Here is a 19,987-nt window from a genome sequence, read left to right as displayed (position 1 = left end):
AGGTGTGTTCTAGCTTTAGTTCTACCAGTTGTAGTTCTAGCGGGTGCTTTGCGTTAGCCGCATTAGCCGGCAGGGCCGGCTGCTGAAAAAAATATAGCCGACTTACGTGGGGATTGCCAACCCCAAATGCAAAACTTTCTTTAAAATCTTTCTAGATATTCCATTTCAGCAGGGCGGGGGTGTGCTTATCCCAGCCCAGAACGCACACTGCCGCCGTTCCCAGCACCAGGTGCCGGCCTTGGTCAGGGGCAAGACCCAACCAGCGGGCGGCGAGGATGCGCAGGAAGTGTCCGTGGGCCACCAGCAGTGCCCGCTCCATGGGAACGGCGTCCGGATCCCGGTCCATCGGTGTTCCGCAGCCGGCCTGCACGGTGGAGATTATACGGTCTGCACGGGCTGCCACGGAGTCCAGTGATTCGCCACCCGGAACGCCGTCGTTCCAAATGATGTATCCCGGGTTCTGGGCCCGTACCTCTGTGCTCTTCCGGCCTTCGTTCTGCCCGTAGTCCCATTCGTGTGCGTGCGGCAGGATCTCGGCGTCGGGGTAGCCCAGGAGTTCGGCTGTGCGCCGCGCCCTGACCAACGGTGAGGTAAAAACCCGGTCAAACTCGAAGTGCCCTATCTTCCCGCGGGCAGCCGCGGCCTGCGCTTCCCCCTCCGCTGTGAGGGGGATGTCCGTCAGCCCGGTGTAATTTCCCTCCCGGGACCATTCCGTCTCCCCGTGCCGGACCAGCCAAAGGATGGGCAGCGGGGTTCCGGCGGGTGTCAGGTCCGGGACCGCCGGTCCAAAATTCTGTGCGGTCATGACTGCTCCTCTGTCTCGTTCTGCTGGTCTGCTCCGGTTTCCTGCCGGCTTTCCGGCTGCTCCTGCCACCAGGAGCGAAGCTTGGCCGCCGCCTCTTCGGGGTCCGAGGGACCGTTCTCCATCCGTTCCTCCAGCAGGAACCGGTAGGCGCGGCCCACCACTGGTCCCGGCCTGATGCCGAGCAGCTCCATGATCTGGCTGCCGTCCAGATCCGGCCGGATCGAGGCCAGTTCCTCCTGCTCGGCCAGCTTCGCTATCCGCTCTTCGAGGTCGTCGTAGGCGAAGGCCAGCCGTTCGGCCTTGCGCCGGTTCCGGGTGGTGACGTCGGAGCGGGTCAGCCGGTGCAGACGCTCCAGCAGCGGGCCGGCGTCCGTGACATACCGGCGCACTGCGGAGTCGCTCCAGCCTGCGTCGCCGTAGCCGTAGAAACGCATGTGCAGTTCCACCAGGCGGGAAACGGCCTTGATGGTGTCATTATCGAAGCGCAGCGCCTTCATCCGCTTTGCGGTGAGCTTGGCGCCGACGACGTCGTGGTGCAGGAAGCTGACCGACCCTGCGGGTTCGAAGCGGCGGGTGGCCGGCTTTCCGACGTCGTGCATCAGCGCCGCGAAGCGCAGGATGAAGTCAGGTCCCGGCACCGGACCGTCAGGCCCGGTTTCCTGTTCGCAGGCCTGCCGCAGCACCGTCAGCGAGTGCTGGTAAACGTCCTTGTGCCGGTGGTGTTCGTCCATCTCCAGCTTCAGGGCCGCGACTTCGGGCAGCACATACTCCGCCAGGCCGCTCTCCACCAGCAGGTCCATGCCCGCTGCCGGTGACTTGCCGTTAATCAGCTTCACCAGTTCGTCACGGACCCGCTCAGCCGAGATGATCTCGATCCGCCCCGCCATGTCCTTCATGGCTTCGAACACCTCCGGCGCCACCGTGACGTCGAGCTGGGAGGCGAACCGGGCCGCCCGCATCATGCGCAGCGGATCGTCCGAAAACGACGACGACGGCGCACCGGGTGTGCGCACTACTCCGGCATGCAGGTCACGGACTCCGCCGAAGGGATCCACCAGCTCAAGCTGCGGCAGCCGCAGCGCCATCGAGTTCATGGTGAAATCCCGGCGGAACAGGTCGTCTTCCAGCTTCTCGCCAAAGGCGACCACCGGCTTGCGCGATTCCGGATCGTAGGCTTCGGCGCGGTAGGTGGTGATTTCGATCTGGAAGCCGTCCTTGCGCATCCCGATGGTGCCGAACTCCCGGCCTATCTCCCAGTACGCGTCGCACCAGCCGCGGACTACGGAAAGGATGTCATCCGGCCGTGCATTCGTGGTGAAATCCAGGTCCGGGGAAACCCGGCCCAGGAAGAGGTCCCGCACCGGTCCGCCGACCAGGGAGAGTTCAAACCCAGCCGCCTGGAACATCTCTCCCAGCTGCGGGATCACGCCAGGAAGCGGGGGATGCGGGACAGAGCTGTCAAAAAGGTGCGCCATAGTGCTTTAAGCGTGCCAGATAAACCGGCCGCAGCAGACAACAGAGCCCACCTGTGACCCGGACACGCCGGGGTTGCCGCGGCCCGGCAGGGGTGGGCTGGGAACAGTCATCATCGCTGGGGAAAGGTAGTTACAGTGGGGGTATGGCCCATCCTGTCCCGAGTGCGCCCAAGCGGACCCCATTGACTGCGTCAATGGGCAGTTCCGGCGCGCACCCGGCTCATGCGGCCCTGCCCACGGTCGAAGAGGTGTCTGCCGGGGGAATTGTGGTGGATACCAGTGATCCCCAGCTGCCCGTGGCCATCATCGCCCGGCTCAACCGCGGCGGACGGCTCGAGTGGTGCCTGCCCAAGGGCCACCCGGAGAACGATGAGGACAACCAGCAGGCGGCCATCCGCGAGATCGCCGAGGAGACCGGCATCAGCGGCCGCATCCTCAGTCCGCTGGGCAGCATTGACTACTGGTTCACAGTCAGCGGCCACCGGGTGCACAAAACCGTGCACCATTATCTGCTTGTTGCCGTCGGCGGGGAGCTCACGATCGAGAATGATCCTGACCACGAGGCCGTTGATGTTGCCTGGGTTCCGCTTTCGGTCCTGAGCCGGCGCCTTTCCTTCCCCAATGAACGCCGTATCGCGGACCTTGCCCGCGAGATCCTGCCCAAACACCTGTAACCGGCGGCCGTTGCCGGCCGGCCTCCACACCCGCTGGCTTTGCATGATTCGCCCGTGAAGGTGAGAGCATAAGGACATAATGGCCGCACAGAATACCGCTCCCAGCACTGCCCGCTCCAGCGCCGTCATGGCAGCGGGAACCATGGTTTCCCGCGTACTCGGATTGGTCCGCACCGCGCTGCTGGCCGTGGCCATTGGCAATACGGGGCTGGTCACGGACATCTTCAGTTCCGCGAATGTCCTGCCCAACTTCATCTACCTCCTGGTGGCAGGCGGCGTCTTCAACGCCGTGCTGGTCCCGCAGATCATCAAGGCCAGCAAACGCGAGGACCGCGGGGCGGATTACGTTTCTCGGATCCTGACCCTAAGCCTGGTGTTCCTGGCTGTCATCGCTGCCCTGGCAACCATCGCGGCGCCGCTGATCCTGCCTCTGGTGACCGCCCTGAACCCGGACCAGCTTCCGCTGGCCACGGTTTTTGCCTACTGGCTCTTCCCGCAGATCTTCTTCTACGGCGCCTATGCCGTGATTGGCCAGATCCTGAACGCCAACGGGCGGTTCGGTGCGTACATGTGGGCACCGGTGGTCAACAACCTGGTGGCCATCGCCGGCCTGATCGTCTTCATCACCTTCGTGGGCCGGCAGGAGACCGAACAGTTCTCGCCGGAAACCTGGACATCCACAGCAACCCTGATCCTTGCCGGCAGCACCACCCTCGGAATCGTGCTGCAGGCCGTTGTCCTGCTGTTCCCCCTGAAGAAGCTGGGACTCGGACTGCGCCCGTCCTTCGGGCTGCGCGGTGTCGGCCTGGGGCAGACCGGCAAGGTCGCCAAATGGACCGTCCTCACCATGCTCGTCGGCAACGGCGCGTACCTTGTGTACACCAAGGTTGCGACCATAGCCTCCGCCGCGCGGCCGGACTATCAGGCCTTGACCCCGCCCCAGGAGATCGCCGGTCACCTCAACCTGGAAACCGCTGCGATGCTCTACATCATCCCGCACTCGGTCATCACGCTTTCGCTCGCGACCGTCCTCTTTAACCGCATGTCCCACGCGTATGTGGAGAAGGACCTGGACGGGGTCCGGGAAACCATTTCCCGCGGGCTGCGCGCCATCGGGGTGGCAACTGTGTTCTGCGCGGCTGTCCTGGTGGTGCTGGCCGGTCCCATCAGCATGTGGTTCAGCGGCGGGTCCAACGCCTCGGCCGTGATTCAGGCGCAGGTGCTGGTCCTGCTGGCGGCCAGTGCCCCGTTCCTCAGTGCAACCTTCCTCATGAACCGTGCCTTCTACGCCAATGAAGACGCTAGAACGCCGCTGATCATGCAGGTGATCCTCTCCATCCTCGGCGTGTCCCTGGCCCTTGCCGCGGCCGCCCTTCCGGCGGACCGGATCGTTTTTGGCCTGGCCGTGGCCTACTCGATCGGCAACATCGCGGCTGTGGTGCTCAGCCATATTTTCCTGAACCGCAAACTTGGCCACTACGGCGCGGGCCGCGTGTTCGACCTGCATGTCCGGTTGACCGTCGCAGCCCTCGGGGCGTCCGTCGTGGGAGCCGCAGCTTTGGCAATGTTTGGCGGCTACACCTCTGACGGGTTCGCCTGGAACTCCCTCGCCAACGCCGTCGTCGTCCTGGTGGTCTGCGGCACCTTGATGGCCCTGTCCTACGCCGCGATGCTGCGGGGACTGAAGGTCAAGGAACTGGATGAGTTCCTGGCACCCCTCCTCGCCCGCCTCAAGCGCAGGGCCTGAAGACACCAAACTCAGGTTTGACTGCGGCCGCAGGTAGCATGGAATAAGGCGGGCAGTACGGGAAAGTCCTTCGTGGCGTGCGCGTACTGTGTTAACCGCACCGGCAGCCTCACGTCCGCCGGTGGCAACATCTTGCAGAAGTTACAGCCGTTTCCACGGGAGGAACACGTGCCACAACCGGTAAACGTTGGTTCAGTGCTGGGCGGCCGATACAAGGTCACCGCCCAGGTACTGGCCTCGGCAGAGAACGACCTCGTCCTCGACGGCGTGGACCAGGTGCTGAACCGTGCCGTAAGCATCCTCGTTGCCGCACCGCAGAACGCCAGCCAGGTGAGCGCCAGTGCGCGGGAAATCGCCACCGGCGAGCGGTATTCCACCGTGCAGATCCTGGACCTGGGCGTCAGCGACGGCTGCACCTACCTGATCACCTCCACCGGCAACGCGGCCGACCTCCTGGACCTCGTCATTGAACGTGACGCACCCTACGTGGAACCGTTTTTCACGGACACCCTCGGCTCGGAGATCTTTGGCGAGCCCCGTTCACGCGAACCCGAGACGGTTGAAGAAGACCGCTACGTCGAGGAAGCCCCGGAACGGGACCGCCGGCCCCTGCTCTCCGGCCTGTCCAAACCCCAGCTTCCCCGCTTCGGCCGTGGAGCCGCAGCCTCCGGCGCTGCAGGTGCTGCCGCGGCAGCCAACGCTGAACGCGACCTTGAGTTCGGCGGGTCCCAGGCGGCCCCGGCGGAGGCAGCCACCGGTGCCGCAGCCGTTCCCCCGCCGCCCCGCCAGAGCCCGCGTACCGCCGCCTACTCCACCGCACCGCAGGAGACGGCTCCCGCTGCCACCCCCAAGGTGAGCCGCTGGGAAGGTGAGGATGACTTCCCCGTGGAAGGCTACGCACCGGCAGGCGAGAATGAGCGCCGCGCCTCCAGCTTCCCCCGCACTGCCCTGGGTGCCGGCTATGAGTCCGAACCCTATGAGGACTACCAGCAGGACGACGACGACGAGCCCCAGGCCTCCGGCGACCGCAGGTACGGCCGGCTGCTGGTTGGAGGCTTCCTCAGCCTGGTACTGATCGTTGCCGTGGTTCTGGCCTTTACGAACCTCGGCAAGGTCGGGGACATGTTCGCCTCCGACGAGGTTTCCACCTCTCCGGAGGCGGTAGCCCCGGCACCGGAAGAGGGCACAGCCGAAGAAACGGGAGCCGCCCTGCCCGCTCCCGCTACTGCCGGTGTCACCCGCCTGGTTCCCGGCAACCAGGAGCTGGACTCGGTGAATGATGCCGCTCTTCCGCAGATCATCGACGGCAACCCTGCCAGCTACTGGTCCAGCTACGTCTACGCCTCGGAAACCTTCGGCGGCCTGGCACCCAGCCTGGCACTCGTCGTCGAACTCGAAGACGAATCGGCCATCAGCAAGGTGGATATCACCCAGCTGAACGGCAGCGGCGGCAGCTTCTCGGTCGTGCTCAATGACCAGCCCACCCTGGAAGGTGCCTCCACCGTTGCCCAGAGCGGCTTCACCGGACCCACCACCAGCATCACGGTGCCCAAGGTGAACGGGGAGCCGGCGTCGGCCAGTTACGTGATCATTAACTTCACCCAGCTCCCCCGCCTGAGTGGAGTACAGGCCGAATACCCCTGGGGACTGCGCATCGCAGAAATCGCGGTGTCCTGATTCCAGCCATTTGAGCCGCCGGGAACCGGCCCGGCGGCCCAGCATGTGACGCAGCAGCCATTCGGAATAAGCTGTTCCCTGTCAGTGTTGTGCCGGGTGGTTAGAGTCCCCGAGCGTTCCATCACCGGGTCCCGCCCGTTCTCCAAAGAAAGAGGTTCACAGCACGTGAGCACCGAAATTCTCTCCGACGCCACAGGTTCCGCACCCGAAATCCGGGACGTCATCATCGTTGGCTCCGGGCCGTCCGGTTACACCGCCGCCGTCTACACCGCGCGTGCCAACCTGAAGCCCCTGCTGATCGCCAGCTCCGTCACTGCCGGCGGTGAACTGATGAACACCACTGACGTGGAGAACTTCCCGGGCTTCCCCGAAGGAATTATGGGCCCGGATCTCATGGCCAACCTCGAGAAGCAGGCCGCCCGTTTCGGCACCGAGATCCTGTTCGAGGATGTCACCTCCGTCGACCTCACCGGAGAGGTCAAGAAGGTCACCATCGGCACCGGGGAGACCTTCCTGGCCCGCGCCGTCATCATCTCCACCGGATCCGCCTACCGTGAACTGGGCCTCGAGGATGAGAAGCGGCTTTCCGGCCGCGGCGTCAGCTGGTGCGCCACCTGCGATGGTTTCTTCTTCAAGGGCCAGAACATTGCCGTCATCGGCGGCGGCGACTCTGCACTGGAAGAGGCGCTGTTCCTTACTAAGTTCGCTGATTCGGTCACCGTGGTGCACCGCCGCAGCACGCTGCGCGCCTCCAAGATCATGCAGGACCGCGCACTGGCCAATGAGAAGATCCGCTTCGTCTGGGATTCTGAGGTCGTAGGGATCCATGGGGCTGAGAAGGCCACCGGGCTGCGGCTGCGCAACACCGTCGACGGGTCGGAGTCGGACCTCGAAGTCACCGGCATCTTCGTCGCGATCGGCAACGATCCGCGCATCGACCTGGTCCGTGGCCAGCTGGAGCTGACCGAAGCCGGCACCATCGCCGTCCAGGGACGCACCTCCAAGACCTCCCTCCCCGGCGTATTCGCAGCCGGCGACGTTATTGACCCGACCTACCGCCAGGCCATTACGGCAGCCGGATCAGGCTGCGCCGCTGCGCTCGACGTCGAGCATTACCTGGCAGACCTGGGTTCAGCCGCCACTGCTGCCACCGTTCCCACCCCGGCGTCGGAAACTGTTTCCGAAAACGCCGCCGTCTAGAGATCCACAAGGAGTAAAACCATGAGCAATGCCAAGGACGTAACGGATTCCTCGTTCAGCACCGATGTGCTGGCCGCAGACAAGCCGGTCATTGTGGACTTCTGGGCTGAGTGGTGCGGTCCGTGCCGGATGCTCTCCCCGATCCTCGATGACATCGCCGCCGAATACGCGGAGAAGGTCGACGTGGTCAAGGTCAACGTTGACGACAACCCGGCGATCGCCGCCAAGTACGGCATCACGTCCATTCCTGCCGTGTACGTCTTCAAGGGCGGTGAGGTTGCTGCCACGTCGATCGGTGCGAAGCCGAAGCAGGTCCTCGAGCAGGAATTCGCGGCCTTCCTGAAGTAGGTTTCATGACCATGCACTCGGCGGACGAAAGTCTGCGGAGACTGGATTCCAGCCGGCGCGTAGTGACGCTTCGCGAAGCACTGCTGCGCGCCGGCATTTCCATGTCCTATCTCTCCCCGGACGCCGTTCATGACCCCACCGTCTTCGACGATCACGTCGATGCGGCGGTCCGCGCGTTCCAGCAGAGCCGCGGGCTGATCGTCGACGGCGTCGCCGGTCCGGATACCCAGCGCGCCCTCGCCGAAGCCCAGTTCCGGTTCGGCGACCGTGCCCTGGCCTATGCCGAAGATGAGCCTTCCGTGCGGGGCGACGACGTCGCGGAACTGCAGCGTCATCTATCCCATCTGGGTTTCTACTACGGTCACATTGACGGCGAATTCGGTGTCCGCACCCGCTACGCCGTCGCCGAGCTGCAGCTGAACCTTGGGATCCCCGGGACCGGGGTGTGCGACGCCGATACGATGACGGCCATGCTGCGGGTCAACCGGGCACTCTCCCCCAGCCAGGCCTTTGCGCTGCGCGATTACGAGCGGCTGGACCGTTCCACGGCAGCCCTGCGCGGACGGACCATCACCCTGAACATCGGCCGCTCAGAAATCCCATCGGCCCACGTCACGGAACGTCTGACCGGGCAGCCACTCACCGAGCTGCTGGTCGCCGCCGATGTCAGCGCCCGGGTGGAACGCATTCTCAACGAGTTCGGCGCCGAGGTAGTTGCCTACGATGCCGAAGTGAACGGCCACGACCCGGTGGACAAGTTGCCGAGCCTGAACGTCAATATTCACTGCGACTGGCTGGACCAGCCGGCGGCCTCCGGCATTGCCGCCTATTACTGGGGCCTTCCCTCCTCCGGAGAGCCCCGCTCCCCCATTGGCCAGCGCGCAGCCATCCTGATGATCAAGGAACTGGCAGCCCGGACGGACATGAGCAGTCTCGGCATCCACGCCCGGACCTGGGACACCTTGAAGCTGCCCGGCATCCCCTCAGTGGGAATCGACCTGGGCTACCTCAGCAACTTCCACGACGCGCACCGTCTGGCCGATCCTGTGTTCCGGCAGACCGTCGCCGATTCCATCGTCATCGCGATCCAGCGGCTGTACCTGCTGGAAGAAGAAGACCAGCCGACCGGCACCCTGGCCCTCGACGACGTCAGCCGTTTCAATCCTGGCGCAGACACCCGCCGGGTGTCCGGGCTTTAGGGCCGATGGACTGACCGTGGGTTTTCTGCTTCCTCCATCATCGCCTGGACTAATACCTCAACGGGACCGGATTGGACTGCGGAAGGCCAGGTCACCCAGGTGCGCACAAGCATCTCCATGCCTTCTTCATCCAAGGCATCCAGCGGAACCCAGGGCCAGTCAGGGAAATTGATCGCCGCTGACGCCTGAGTAGTCAGGGCGGCATCAGCGGATGCGAGATCCGCGATCAGCAGCGCGTGATGGCTGAACCGCCTGAAGACCCAGCGTGCCCTAATTCCCGCGGCGTCCGCGGCCGCACGCAGCTTGACCTCCTGGGCCTTGATCTCGCCGACGGCGTGTGCCATGACTGTGAGGGTGTCCAGGTCTGCCAAGCTGAGGCTTTTGCGCCCGGCAAGGGGGGAACCAGGAGGAAGGACGGCCCCCAGCGGCTGCGTCAGGACGTGCTTGGCGTGCCCCTCACGCGGGCGGGCGTGCAGGAGGCCCACATCCAGTGCGCCGTTCCGCAGGAGCCTGCGCTGCTCATCGCTGCTGGCCTCGAATAGAGACAGCTGCACCCTCTGGTCTGCCGCACGGACCCGGGCGGATATCCGTCGGAACCAGTCGTGTGGCAACCCCGGAGGGGCTCCGATCCGCAGAACGCGGTTTCCCGATGCCGCAACCCGAACGATCTCGGGAATTTTCTCCATATGACCAATCAGCTGATGCGCATGGCTATAGAGCGCTTCACCAGCCTCCGTCATTGTGACCCCCTTGGCCGTCCGGACAAAAAGCCGGTTCCCGATTTCCCGCTCCAGCTCGGCAATCTGCCGGCTCAGCGCTGGCTGGGTCATGTGAAGCTCTGCGGCAGCACTGCTCACCGACCCCGTTGACGCTGCCCGGACAAAATACTCGATCTGCCTGAACTCCATTGCTGCTCCCATGCCTGATGGTAATGACTGAAAAGCTTATTAGGCATTTGAATTATGACGCCCATCACAACGAGAATGAAATTCTGCCGATGTATTTTCTGGCAGGGTTATCAATTCCAAGCTTTAAGGAAATATCTCCATGCCCCATACTCCGGGCCGTACAGCTTATGACGTTGTCGTTGTAGGAGGCGGAGCGGCTGGCGTGGCTGCGGCCGTCAGCGCAGCACGCAGTGGCGCTGCGGTTTGTCTTGTTGAACAGTACGGGTTCCTCGGCGGAGCGGCCACGAACAGCTCGGTTCTCGCGTACTGCGGTTTCTACGACCAGCAGGGTGAGCAGGTGGTCTACGGCTTCGGCGACGAGTTCCTCCAAGAACTCCACCGCCATGATCTCTACCGCCGGGAAACCTTTAGCAACTCCGGCAACACGGTCGTCCTCCTTGACCTCGAAACCACCAAGCTGATCCTGGACAAGCTCGTGGCCTCGGCCGGCATCGACGTCCTGTTCCACAGCACACTCCACTCCGCACGCCGCGGTCCCACCGGAATCGAAAGCGTCCTGATCTCCCACCGTGGCGGGAATCTGGAGCTCACGGCCAAGGCGTTCGTCGACTGCAGCGGCGACGGGGCGCTCCTGGCCGCCGCGGGCGCCGGCCATCATCTCTCACCGACTGACCAGCGTCAGGCCAGCACTCTTGTGATGAGGGTTGGCGGGGTAGCGGAAGACGCCGAGACGTCGCCTTCCGCTATGGATGAGGCACTGGCCCACTACGCCGCCCGGACGGGTGTGGAACTCGGCCGCAGCAACGGTACCTGTGTACGGCTACCCCTCTCCCGCGAATTGATGCTGCTCCTGGCTGACGAACACATAGACGTACTGGATGTCCAGCAGCTCAGCGGTGCGGAGAGCCGGGCCAGGGCTCTGTGCCACGCCTACCTTGACGCCTTCGTATCCTTCCTGCCTGGCTGGCGGGATGCCTACCTGGCAGCCACGGGTCCCCAACTGGGAATCCGCGAGGGCCGCCGGCTTCTGGGACAGGAAACGGTGCGGGCCGCTGACGTGAGCGGAGCGCGGCGACGCCCCGAGGATGCAATTGCCCGCTGCGGCTGGCCCATGGAGGATCACGCCGTAGCAGGATCCACTTCCTACCACCGGATTGCGGGGAAGAGCTGGTACCACATTCCCTACGGCGCCCTGGCGTCCTCCGACGTGACAAATCTATGGGCCGCCGGACGCCTGGTCAGCTCCGACAACCGGGCGTTCGCTTCTCTCCGTGTCATGGGCACATCCTTTGCCACCGGCCAGGCTGCCGGGCTCGCCGCGGCCCTCTACGTCCGGGACAGCACAGTTGATGTCCTGCAGCTGCAGGAAGCCCTCGTCGGCCAGGGGGCACTGCTGTGAGTGGTCCCTGGATTCAGCTGCCCCAGCGGGTCGCACTGACCGGAGCCGCCGGTTCCCTTGCGTCCGACATCATCCCGGCGCTGCAGGAAGCAGGGATAGAGCTGCGGTGCATCGACCGGGTCCGTCCCCTGCAAGATTTCGGCGCTGACTGGGCGATCTGCGACGTTAATGACCGCGCTGCCCTCAGCACCGCGTTGTCAGGATGTGACGCGCTAATCCACCTCGCTGGTATACCGCTGGAAGACGACTGGGACCGGATCCTCCGGGCCAACATAGACGGTACCCAGGCGGTGCTTGAAAGCGCGCGGCTGCAAGGCATCACCAAAGCCGTGCTGGCAAGTTCGATTCACGCCGTTGGCTTTACTCCCGTCCCCGCCGACGGCACAACAGTCCCCGACGAGACTCCGGTGCGCCCCAATACCTTCTATGGTGTCTCCAAAGCTGCATTGGAGGCGCTGGGCAGCTACTACCATGACCGTCACGGCATGGACGTAACCTGTCTGCGCATTGCATCGCGTTTTGAACAGCCCCGGGATGCCAGGATGCTGAGCACCTGGCTCTCACCTGCAGATGCAGGAAGCCTGTTCCTCCATGCCTTGGACAAGCCCTCAAGCGGGTACCGCATCATTTGGGGGGTCTCGGCGAACACCCGCGGCTACCTGTCCGCTGCCGGCGGCTCCGCAATCGGCTACGAACCGGTTGACGACGCCGAGCTCTGGGCTCCAGGCCTGATCGGCCCAGCTGCTCAGGAAAACCTGCAGCCCTCCGAATGGGACCAGCGGTTCATTGGAGGGATCTTCTGCTCCCCGCTTCCACCCCGCCAACCTTCACAGTCCACCGACACTCAGGAAACAAGATGACCCCAGAAACTTCGACGGACTATGCCTTCGAGGTCAACTCCGTACACAAGGTATTCCCCGGTTCCACCGGAGTCCATGCCCTCGATGACATCAATCTAAAGCTGAAGGAGGGATCCTTCACTTGCATCGTGGGTCCCTCCGGCTGCGGAAAGTCAACCCTTCTTCGCATTCTGGGAGACCTGGAAACAGCCACTTCCGGCCACATTTCCACAAGCCTTCGAGCAGACAAGGTTCCAACGTCAGCGTTCGTGTTTCAGGAACACGGCGTGTTTCCCTGGTTCAATGTCCTGCAGAACGTCGCGTTCGGCGAGCATATGGCAGGCGTCGGACGACGTGAACGCGAGGAGCACGCCCGGCACTGGATTGCCGAGGCCGGGTTGACCGGGTTCGAAAATTCCTATCCGCATCAGCTGTCCGGCGGTATGCGCCAGCGCATTGCCATTGCCCGCGCGTTCGCCACCGGATCCCCCGCGCTGCTGATGGACGAGCCGCTGGGTGCCCTCGATGCACAGACACGGATGCTGATGCAGGAACAGCTGGTGAAGCTATGGGAGCTGGAGCGCAAGACGGTTGTGCTTGTCACCCACTCAATTGAAGAAGCGCTCCTGCTGGGCGACCAGATCGTTATGATGTCCGCCCGCCCCGGCCGGGTCAAGGAAATCATTGACGTTCCGTTCGGACGCCCCCGCAGCATGCAGATCGAAGCAAGCCCTGAGTTCGCGTCAATGAAGCAGGATATCTGGGATTCATTGCGCGACGAAGTCCAAGCATCCCTGAGGTACTCCTAACATGACAACAACGATCCGCAACCAAACCAAAGCCCCGGCCGACGCCGAGCTTCAGGGTGCCATTCGGCGTGAGTTCTCCCGGAAACAACGACTCCGTTTCCGGGACCTCTCCCTCTCCATCCTTACCCCGGTCCTGCTTCTCGCCCTCTGGGAGCTGCTGGCCCGCAGCGGCACCGTCGACGCACGCCTGTTTACCCCGCCGACGCAGATCGCGGTGCAGGCATGGAGCATGATGGAAAGCAACGAACTCTGGAAGCACACAGGAGCCACCGTGGCCCGGCTGAGCGTTGGGTTCGCGTGCGGCGCTGTGGCAGGCATCGCCGTCGGTCTCCTGATGGGAGTCTGGCGGCCCCTGCGCGCCGCACTCGGTCCGACCTTCACGGCCCTCTACGCCCTGCCCAAGATCGCGATTCTTCCGCTGCTGCTGCTCATCTTCGGCCTCACCGAAACCCCCAAGGTGCTCAGCGTTGCCATTTCGGTATTTTTCGTCATCCAAATCAACACCCTTGCCGGCATTGTCCAGATCGATGCGCGTGTCCTGGAAGCTGCCCGTGCCTACAAGGCCACCGGATTTAAGTTGTTCAGGCATGTGCTGCTCCCCGGGGCCACACCGGCGATTATCACCGGTCTCAGAGTCGCCGCTGGAATGTCCGTGATCGTTATTACCGCTGTGGAGTTCGTGGCGTCGAACGACGGCCTCGGTTACCTCATCTGGAATTCCTGGCAGCTTTTCCAGCCCGCAAAGATGTACGTCGGGCTGATTGTTGTTTCCCTCGTCGGCGCGCTGGTGACAGCAATGGTGCTTCTTCTCGAGCGGGCAGTACTTCCCTGGAAATATTCCAATGGATCAAAAAAGAAGGATAAGAAGTGAAAATCAGACTGAAAGTTTCTGCCGCAATGGTGCTGGCAGCCCTCGTGACAACCGGATGCAGCGCCGAATCTGGCGCGGAGGCCGAGGGACCCGAAATGACAGGAGTGAGCGTCGGCATCGTGCAGCTGCCGATTTTTGCTCCCATCTACGTTGCCGATGCCAAGGGATACTTCGAAGACGAGGGCCTGGAAGTGACCCTGGAGACCGTTAAGTCCGGCCAGGATGCCATTCCTTTGGCTTCCAGCGGCAAGCTCGACGTCGTAGCCGCAGGTTTCTCGGCTGGTATGTTCAGCGCCATCGAAACAGGCCTCGACATCAAGGTTGTAGGCTCGATGGGTGTTGCAGACGGCAACACTGAGGAGAGCCCCACCAGCCTGGTCGTTTCGAAGGCATTGGCCGATGACAACCAGATCAGCGGAGTCGAAGATCTGCGTGACCGGAAGGTCGGCGCTGCCGGCGGTGCCGGCGGAACCGGGGCGTTCCTCCTGGCCCTGGCCTTGGAGGAAGCAGGCCTGAGCATCAACGACGTCGAAGTCGTCAACCTCGGCAACCCGGATATGCCTACGGCCATTGCCAACGGCAGCCTCGATGCAGGCTTGATCTCCGCTCCCTTCTCTTCGCTGGCCATCAGCGACGGGACGGCTGTTCAGCTCAGTGTTCCCCCGGCAGGTACATCCGGTACCGGAATGATCTTCGGCGGGCACTTCGCAGGCACCGACAATGCTCAGAAGTTCTTTAATGCCGTTGCGCGCGCGGCCAAGGACCTCCAGGGTGAGGCCCGCTACTCGGACGAAAATCTGAAGATCATCGGTGACGCCACCGGACAGACTGCCGAGGAAGTTAAGGCCGTCCCGCTGTACACCTGGCTCCCCAACCTGGCGCCCCTCCCTGAGCAGCTGGCCAAGATGGAGGAAGTGTGGATGGCTTCCGGTGCGATCGAGTACTCAGATCCGATTGAGCAGGACAGTTATGTCGATTCCAGCTTCTCGGAGAACGCGAAGTAGCTGACCTTCCAGTTCAGAGGGCGGGTTTCCATTCGGGGACCCGCCCTCTTTGCGTTTCATCCGGAAAACCACCACGCCCCAATGCATGAGCAACAGCTTTTGGTGTCGCTCATGAACACAACTTCGTGCCGATCACTGATCTGCTGCGGAGTGGTCTGATCCCCGGCGACCCGCGGCGCCGGCCTCTATGAGGCATTCGCACTGGTCCTTGGCGTGAGCACCAGCGAACAAGCCAACTTCAATGGAAACCTGGCGTTACCATCGGTTGATCGAAACCGCTGCGCGCGGACAACAAATAGAAATCATCTGATCCGCCTACCGGTCTGGTCATCGGGGAACGTGTGGTCAGTACGGAGTATTCGGACTCGGCACCAATAACCGCGCAGCCCACACCTCCATCGACCACAGCACTGTCCATTCCGTGCCACCGGCCAACCCACCAGGCGAGCAGAGCCTTGCAGGATTGGCCTGCCGAGTCATCGCCATATCCGCGGACCTGCCTGAAGGACGTTCCCGCACCGCGCGGAGTCTCCGTTCACTTTCAGGTAGGCAACCAGTTAGCTACGGAAACACCTTCGGCTATGGTCGCATCCCGGCGTAAATAGCCTGCTGTCGCACGCTGTGGTTTCACGTGAAACCACAGCGCTTTTGATTGGGCACAGCCGTTCACGGAATCCGCCCTCTGTGGCGATGGGCAGCCTGGGCCGCGGAACAGTCCGATCTTCGCTGCCCCCTCTCCTACTGCTCGCCGTCCGCACCCGAGGCACTCTCACAACGACTGCCGGTATTCGCACGCTTTTTGTGTGATGTTTCGCCGGCGCAGCGGACAGCGTTGATAATGCGTGGGCATGTCCTTGCATGTCGCGGCGTGGGGTGCGCGGCTGCCACCGTGATCAAATTTCAGCGTGTCCGCCCGGGCCCCCAGCCTGGCAGAGCGAGTGAATAGGGATGCTTGCGCCGGACCATGACGGCAACCCCTTTCGCCACTATCCGATAGACCTGGGGCGGCCGGTACGGAAACACTTCCCCCGATGCACTCCGCCCGGGGAACCACCTGCAATGAGGCTGGGACCACAAAGGACCTCCATACCCCTGGTCACCTTCCCCCCGCTGTTACGCAGAACCTTGGCATGCACACTGCTGGTCATGAGCTGGCCGGCAAGGAGCCCATGCGTAGGCTGATCCCAAACACGGGGCTGATCCTGGTTGGTTACCCATGAGATCAACCCGACCATTTCCCCCGGGGGAATCCAACACCTATCTCAAGAGTGCCCACCGCAAGGTAATGGCTTATGCCGAATCCGCCGTTTCAGAGACTCCTTCGCGCCTGACGCGGAGATAAGCGTCCGCAGCATCCCAACGCCTCGCCAGTCGTGAGGACGACGCCCCACCGGTGCCCGCCGGGGATCACGGAAGTCAGAGGGGACTACCAACTGGTATCACCCTCACCGCATGCCCCCTACCTCCAAGCCGGCCACCTCCTCGCCTCCTGGCCTCTTGGCCTCCTCTCAGTATCAAGTCGATCACCGTTTCCATCCCACTTTGACAGTGCATGGCCCCTAGAAACTGCGATGCTGCTACAAGGTGTTTCACGTGAAACCTGTGCCCGCTCAGTGAGACTCTGCGCTTCCACCTGAGTGTTACGTGTGGTGGTCAGCAAATGGGGATCGAATTCAGGGCCCTTCGACAACGAACGTCCGCAGCGAGTAAACCGCGAACCTTCCTTGAAATGGATTCCGGTTCCGGCGAATTTGAAGTAGAAGGACAGCGACCTTGACGAGTTTGTCAGCGCGGGGTTGTAGCACCCGGCCTTAGGTGGCTAGTTCCGGTCCACGGGAAGGGGCCTGAACCCAGCACGACAATGTTTCACGTGAAACCGAGGGCAAATCCTCATGCCCAGAGGACGACGCCCCGCCCCTTGAGCCAAAGCGGCGCCCCAGCTGAGCACTGCTCGGCCTTGCTCACCTCTGCTCGGCCCTGCTTATCTCTGCTCGGCCCTGCTTAACTCTGCTCGGCCCCTGCTTATCTCTGCTCTGCATATCTCTGCCCTGCCCTGCTCAGCGAAGCCACAGAACTAAATCATGGTGCCGAAAAACAGAAACCGTAGGCGGCGAACCGCAGGAGTATGCCTAGACGGTACCCACCCGGGACCCTCAAGAGGGCACTGTGGACCAGGCAAGCGGTGACTGGTCCGGGGGCACCTTGTGTGAACGGTGAGCCCTCCCCATCAAGGTGAATGCGTCACGTCGCTGATGGCTGTTCATTGAACCGCAACGCCAACAACTCTATTTACGCGCGACACAATGAGTTGAGCTTTTATAGACAAGTGCCTGGGCGTCTACTGCGCTGAGAACCCTGTGGAATCTGGTGATCCGCTGCTCCCGTTCCCAAGGTCGCGCACAGTCAATCAGGTCAGGCCGGCCGTGCTGTACTACGCCCTGCACTACGCCGCACCAGCACCGGAGGATGCGTGTTTCACGTGAAACGGAACGGCACAGTGCTGTCATTCAGGCCGCAAAATTGGGGAGATAGCCCCGAGCGGGACTCGCCATCAGGACCTCGGCTTTTTGCCGACCCTCTATCTATTGGCTGAAATCTCATACGCGGCAGCTGTGTGAAGGTTTTCCCTCCCGAGGGGGCTACCTGGCACCCACAGAGTTCACGACAAGCGTCTTTCATTAATGTTCGGTGTTTATCTATCATTATGGGTGGATGCACGGAACACTCCGCTTCTAAGGCAAGCGCTCATTTTCGTTCCCAGAGTCGGCGCTGACTCAGGTACCGCTAACCTCTACGTATCCGCATAGTCCTGTCCCTTTCGTGAGTGGTTGGGATCAGGTTTCACGTGAAACAGTGCATCGAAACACATGAGTAGACAGACCAGTGACCATCACACTGAACCCGAATGAACCCTATTATCGGTAATCGAAGTGCTGCCGGCGAGCGGGGCTAAGCGGCCGAGACCTGGGGGGCTTGGATGCAAGACGTAAGTCAGCGGCTGGCCAGCAAGATGAGCTCATTGTCTACGTTAAAGCTAAACACGCCAGCACCATGATCCCTTCCCAACGGCACCACGGCTGATTGCTTCCCGCTTCTTATTCTCGTTCTTATTCTTTGGCCCCCTCGCATGCCCCTCGCCCCCCATCGCCTCCGCCTCCGAGCAAATGAAGCTTCTTTCGGTTGTGCATCCGCTGACTTCGGACCGTCCGTGTGCTCCAGCCATGACCACACGGTCATCTGGCCAGGAACGCGTCCTTCAAGCACGAGCACTAGTGGGACGTGCCCAACACTATGGCTTGAGATCCGCACCGGACCTGCAATGCATACAGAACGTGGTGTGCCGAGCCCAGCACATCCCCGCGCAAGAACCACATTCAGCTGAGCCCAACAACCATGCCCCCCAGTGGCAAGTCGCGTCCATGTTTCACGTGAAACGACAGAAGGTACTGACGTACGGGAGTACTGAATCCACTTCCAGAGAAATTCTGGTTGCCTTCCAGTGGGATTCGAATGGCAAAATCTGGTCATTAGTGGACAGAAACCGATCGCACCCAGGACCGACATGGTCTTACGACCCGCTCGACATCTCTGCACACAGAGGTGCCCAGCTAAGCTCCGGAGTGTCAAGAAGCAGAAAGGCCGCCTGTTTCACGTGAAACAGGCGGCCTTTCCGGAACGGATTACTCCGTAGGTGCAGGATTCAAAACTCCCATGATCCGGTTCAGGTCTTCAACGCTCGCAAATTCGATGCTTACCTTGCCCTTCCGGGCTCCCAAAGTGATCTTCACGCTGGTATCAAGGCGATCCGAGAGGGAATTGGCGAAATAGTCCAGGCGCTCATGTCGGGCACCCACCTTCGGCTTAGCCTCCTTCGCGGGGCGGCGGAGACCGTCGGAAAGCGAAACGACCTCCTCGGTCGCCCGAACAGACATGCCCTCAGCGACGATTTTCTGCGCCAGCTTCTCCATTTCCGCAGGGTCATTGAGTCCCAGGAGCGCGCGGGCGTGGCCAGCTGACAAGACGCCGGCTGCCAAACGACGCTGCACGAGTGGGGGAAGCTTCATCAACCGGAGAGTGTTGGATATCTGTGGACGCGAGCGTCCAATCCGCTCGGCCAGTTCCTCGTGCGAGCATTCAAAGTCATCCAGCAACTGCTGATATGCAGCAGCTTCTTCTAGCGGATTCAGTTGACTCCGGTGCAGGTTCTCCAGAAGCGCGTCTCGGAGCAGGTCCACGTCCTGGGTGGAGCGGACAATTGCCGGAACGAAATCAAGGCCGGCCTCGCGGCTGGCACGCCAACGGCGCTCACCCATAACGAGTTCATAGGGGTGCTCAGGATCGCCCTCGGCAGACGGGCGGACCACGATGGGCTGCAGGACGCCGATTTCCCGGATGGAGTGCACCAGCTCTGACATGTCTTCTTCGTCGAAGACACTGCGCGGCTGTTTGCGGTTGGGGTGAATGGAATCAATCGGCAGTTCGGCAAACCGTGCGCCGGGCACTTCCAGAAGCGTTTCACGTGAAACATCATTTGCGGAGGCTTCTGACGCTGGAAGTACCTCGCTGGGCGCCGGTTCCACCGGTGCCGGTGTTTCCTCTGAGGGCTCAGACGGCTCTGCCGCGGGCTGGGAGGGCGGCCGCTGCTGGGATGCCGCAGCAGGCCGCTTCACGGGCTTCTTGGGGGCCTCCGCTGCCTCCTTGGACGGCGCAGAGGATCCTCCTGCGGCGCCGGGCGCTTCGGCAGCTTCAGCGGCCTTGGCCCGCGCAGTGGACGAGCGGCCTGCTGCTGAGCGTGCTGAAGTCTTTTTCGGCACGGGTGCCCGGAGCGCATCCTTATTGATGCCCGCTCCGCGTCGGCTGCCGCCTGCACGTCCGGGAGCCACCTCATCGCTCGCCGCGGCGAAGAACAGATCTACGGGCCTGCCGGATCGTGATTCCTGCGCGGTTTCAGTTGTCTCAGAAGCCGTACTGGGAATCAACGCGCCCAGACCCCGGCCCAAACCCCGACGCTTCTCGGTCATGGGTAAGTCCT

15 protein-coding genes are annotated in these 19,987 nt (G+C 62.5%); 11 read left to right on the top strand and 4 right to left on the bottom strand.

Annotated features, from left to right (window positions below):
• Window positions 1–151: 151 nt before the first annotated feature.
• Together H9638_RS01280 and H9638_RS01275 are read right to left on the bottom strand one after the other, a co-directional pair.
• Window positions 152–805 (bottom strand): histidine phosphatase family protein, encoded by a 654-nt coding sequence (locus H9638_RS01280; protein WP_191745372.1) that lies wholly within the window; start codon window positions 803–805, stop codon window positions 152–154.
• Window positions 802–2,280: a CCA tRNA nucleotidyltransferase gene (locus H9638_RS01275; protein WP_191745371.1), complete on the bottom strand. Its 1,479-nt coding sequence runs from the start codon at window positions 2,278–2,280 to the stop codon at window positions 802–804. The genes H9638_RS01280 and H9638_RS01275 overlap by 4 nt, the downstream gene beginning before the upstream one ends.
• A 194-nt stretch (window positions 2,281–2,474) precedes the next feature.
• Between H9638_RS01275 and H9638_RS01270 the strand changes: the two genes are divergently transcribed.
• The 6 genes from H9638_RS01270 to H9638_RS01245 all read left to right on the top strand — a co-directional run bounded on the left by H9638_RS01270 (window position 2,475) and on the right by H9638_RS01245 (window position 9,125).
• Entirely contained in the window at window positions 2,475–2,954 is a 480-nt protein-coding gene (locus H9638_RS01270) for an NUDIX hydrolase (RefSeq protein ID WP_404799617.1), read from the top strand.
• Window positions 2,955–3,033: 79 nt separating this feature from the next.
• Window positions 3,034–4,701: a murein biosynthesis integral membrane protein MurJ gene (gene murJ / locus H9638_RS01265; protein WP_191745369.1), complete on the top strand. Its 1,668-nt coding sequence runs from the start codon at window positions 3,034–3,036 to the stop codon at window positions 4,699–4,701.
• A 168-nt stretch (window positions 4,702–4,869) separates the two neighbouring features.
• Entirely contained in the window at window positions 4,870–6,378 is a 1,509-nt protein-coding gene (locus H9638_RS01260) for an ABC transporter substrate-binding protein (protein WP_191745368.1), read from the top strand.
• Window positions 6,379–6,543: 165 nt separating this feature from the next.
• Window positions 6,544–7,578 carry a thioredoxin-disulfide reductase gene (gene trxB / locus H9638_RS01255; RefSeq protein WP_318241740.1) on the top strand — a complete coding sequence of 345 codons (1,035 nt, stop codon included), beginning with the start codon at window positions 6,544–6,546 and terminating at the stop codon, window positions 7,576–7,578.
• Between the two features lie 21 nt (window positions 7,579–7,599).
• Window positions 7,600–7,926, top strand: a complete 327-nt coding sequence (gene trxA, locus H9638_RS01250; protein ID WP_066300427.1) for a thioredoxin — start codon at window positions 7,600–7,602, stop codon at window positions 7,924–7,926.
• A gap of 5 nt (window positions 7,927–7,931) precedes the next feature.
• A complete protein-coding gene (locus H9638_RS01245) occupies window positions 7,932–9,125 on the top strand; it encodes a peptidoglycan-binding protein (protein ID WP_191745367.1) in 1,194 nt (397 codons plus the stop codon).
• On the opposite strand, the gene H9638_RS01240 is transcribed toward H9638_RS01245, so the two are convergent.
• Window positions 9,122–10,033, bottom strand: coding sequence for a LysR family transcriptional regulator (locus H9638_RS01240; protein WP_191745366.1), 912 nt, complete (start codon window positions 10,031–10,033; stop codon window positions 9,122–9,124). The genes H9638_RS01245 and H9638_RS01240 overlap by 4 nt on opposite strands.
• Window positions 10,034–10,172: 139 nt before the next feature.
• On the opposite strand from H9638_RS01240, the gene H9638_RS01235 reads away from it, so the two are divergent.
• Genes H9638_RS01235 through H9638_RS01215 form a run of 5 tightly spaced genes read left to right on the top strand, consistent with a single transcriptional unit; the run spans window position 10,173 to window position 14,955 of the window.
• Window positions 10,173–11,432 carry an FAD-dependent oxidoreductase gene (locus H9638_RS01235; RefSeq protein ID WP_191745365.1) on the top strand — a complete coding sequence of 420 codons (1,260 nt, stop codon included), beginning with the start codon at window positions 10,173–10,175 and terminating at the stop codon, window positions 11,430–11,432.
• The gene (locus tag H9638_RS01230; protein WP_191745364.1) at window positions 11,429–12,292 is read left to right on the top strand and encodes an NAD-dependent epimerase/dehydratase family protein; all 864 of its coding nucleotides are present in this window, start codon (window positions 11,429–11,431) and stop codon (window positions 12,290–12,292) included. The genes H9638_RS01235 and H9638_RS01230 overlap by 4 nt, the downstream gene beginning before the upstream one ends.
• Window positions 12,289–13,080, top strand: a complete 792-nt coding sequence (locus tag H9638_RS01225) for an ABC transporter ATP-binding protein (protein ID WP_191745363.1) — start codon at window positions 12,289–12,291, stop codon at window positions 13,078–13,080. The genes H9638_RS01230 and H9638_RS01225 overlap by 4 nt, the downstream gene beginning before the upstream one ends.
• Before the next feature lies 1 nt (window position 13,081).
• Window positions 13,082–13,951 (top strand): ABC transporter permease, encoded by an 870-nt coding sequence (locus tag H9638_RS01220; protein WP_191745362.1) that lies wholly within the window; start codon window positions 13,082–13,084, stop codon window positions 13,949–13,951.
• Complete coding sequence (locus H9638_RS01215) at window positions 13,948–14,955, top strand: ABC transporter substrate-binding protein (RefSeq protein WP_318241739.1); 1,008 nt, start codon at window positions 13,948–13,950, stop codon at window positions 14,953–14,955. Before H9638_RS01220 ends, H9638_RS01215 begins: the two co-directional genes overlap by 4 nt.
• A gap of 3,680 nt (window positions 14,956–18,635) precedes the next feature.
• Here the strand turns inward: H9638_RS01215 and H9638_RS01210 are convergent.
• Window positions 18,636–19,976 (bottom strand): ParB/RepB/Spo0J family partition protein, encoded by a 1,341-nt coding sequence (locus H9638_RS01210; protein ID WP_191745361.1) that lies wholly within the window; start codon window positions 19,974–19,976, stop codon window positions 18,636–18,638.
• Window positions 19,977–19,987 lie beyond the last annotated feature (11 nt).

Source organism: Arthrobacter pullicola (genome assembly GCF_014836875.1).
Classification (GTDB): domain Bacteria; phylum Actinomycetota; class Actinomycetes; order Actinomycetales; family Micrococcaceae; genus Arthrobacter_B; species Arthrobacter_B pullicola.
Note: the sequence above shows the minus strand (reverse complement) of the source record. Positions and strands in the feature narration are given on the sequence as shown.

Coding starts and splice junctions, on each gene's coding strand:
- H9638_RS01280 (WP_191745372.1), bottom strand. CDS start 805: ATGACCGCACAGAATTTTGGACCGGCGGTCCCGGACCTGACACCCGCC.
- H9638_RS01275 (WP_191745371.1), bottom strand. CDS start 2,280: ATGGCGCACCTTTTTGACAGCTCTGTCCCGCATCCCCCGCTTCCTGGC.
- H9638_RS01270 (WP_404799617.1), top strand. CDS start 2,475: ATGGGCAGTTCCGGCGCGCACCCGGCTCATGCGGCCCTGCCCACGGTC.
- murJ (WP_191745369.1), top strand. CDS start 3,034: ATGGCCGCACAGAATACCGCTCCCAGCACTGCCCGCTCCAGCGCCGTC.
- trxA (WP_066300427.1), top strand. CDS start 7,600: ATGAGCAATGCCAAGGACGTAACGGATTCCTCGTTCAGCACCGATGTG.
- H9638_RS01245 (WP_191745367.1), top strand. CDS start 7,932: ATGACCATGCACTCGGCGGACGAAAGTCTGCGGAGACTGGATTCCAGC.
- H9638_RS01240 (WP_191745366.1), bottom strand. CDS start 10,033: ATGGAGTTCAGGCAGATCGAGTATTTTGTCCGGGCAGCGTCAACGGGG.
- H9638_RS01235 (WP_191745365.1), top strand. CDS start 10,173: ATGCCCCATACTCCGGGCCGTACAGCTTATGACGTTGTCGTTGTAGGA.
- H9638_RS01225 (WP_191745363.1), top strand. CDS start 12,289: ATGACCCCAGAAACTTCGACGGACTATGCCTTCGAGGTCAACTCCGTA.
- H9638_RS01220 (WP_191745362.1), top strand. CDS start 13,082: ATGACAACAACGATCCGCAACCAAACCAAAGCCCCGGCCGACGCCGAG.
- H9638_RS01210 (WP_191745361.1), bottom strand. CDS start 19,976: ATGACCGAGAAGCGTCGGGGTTTGGGCCGGGGTCTGGGCGCGTTGATT.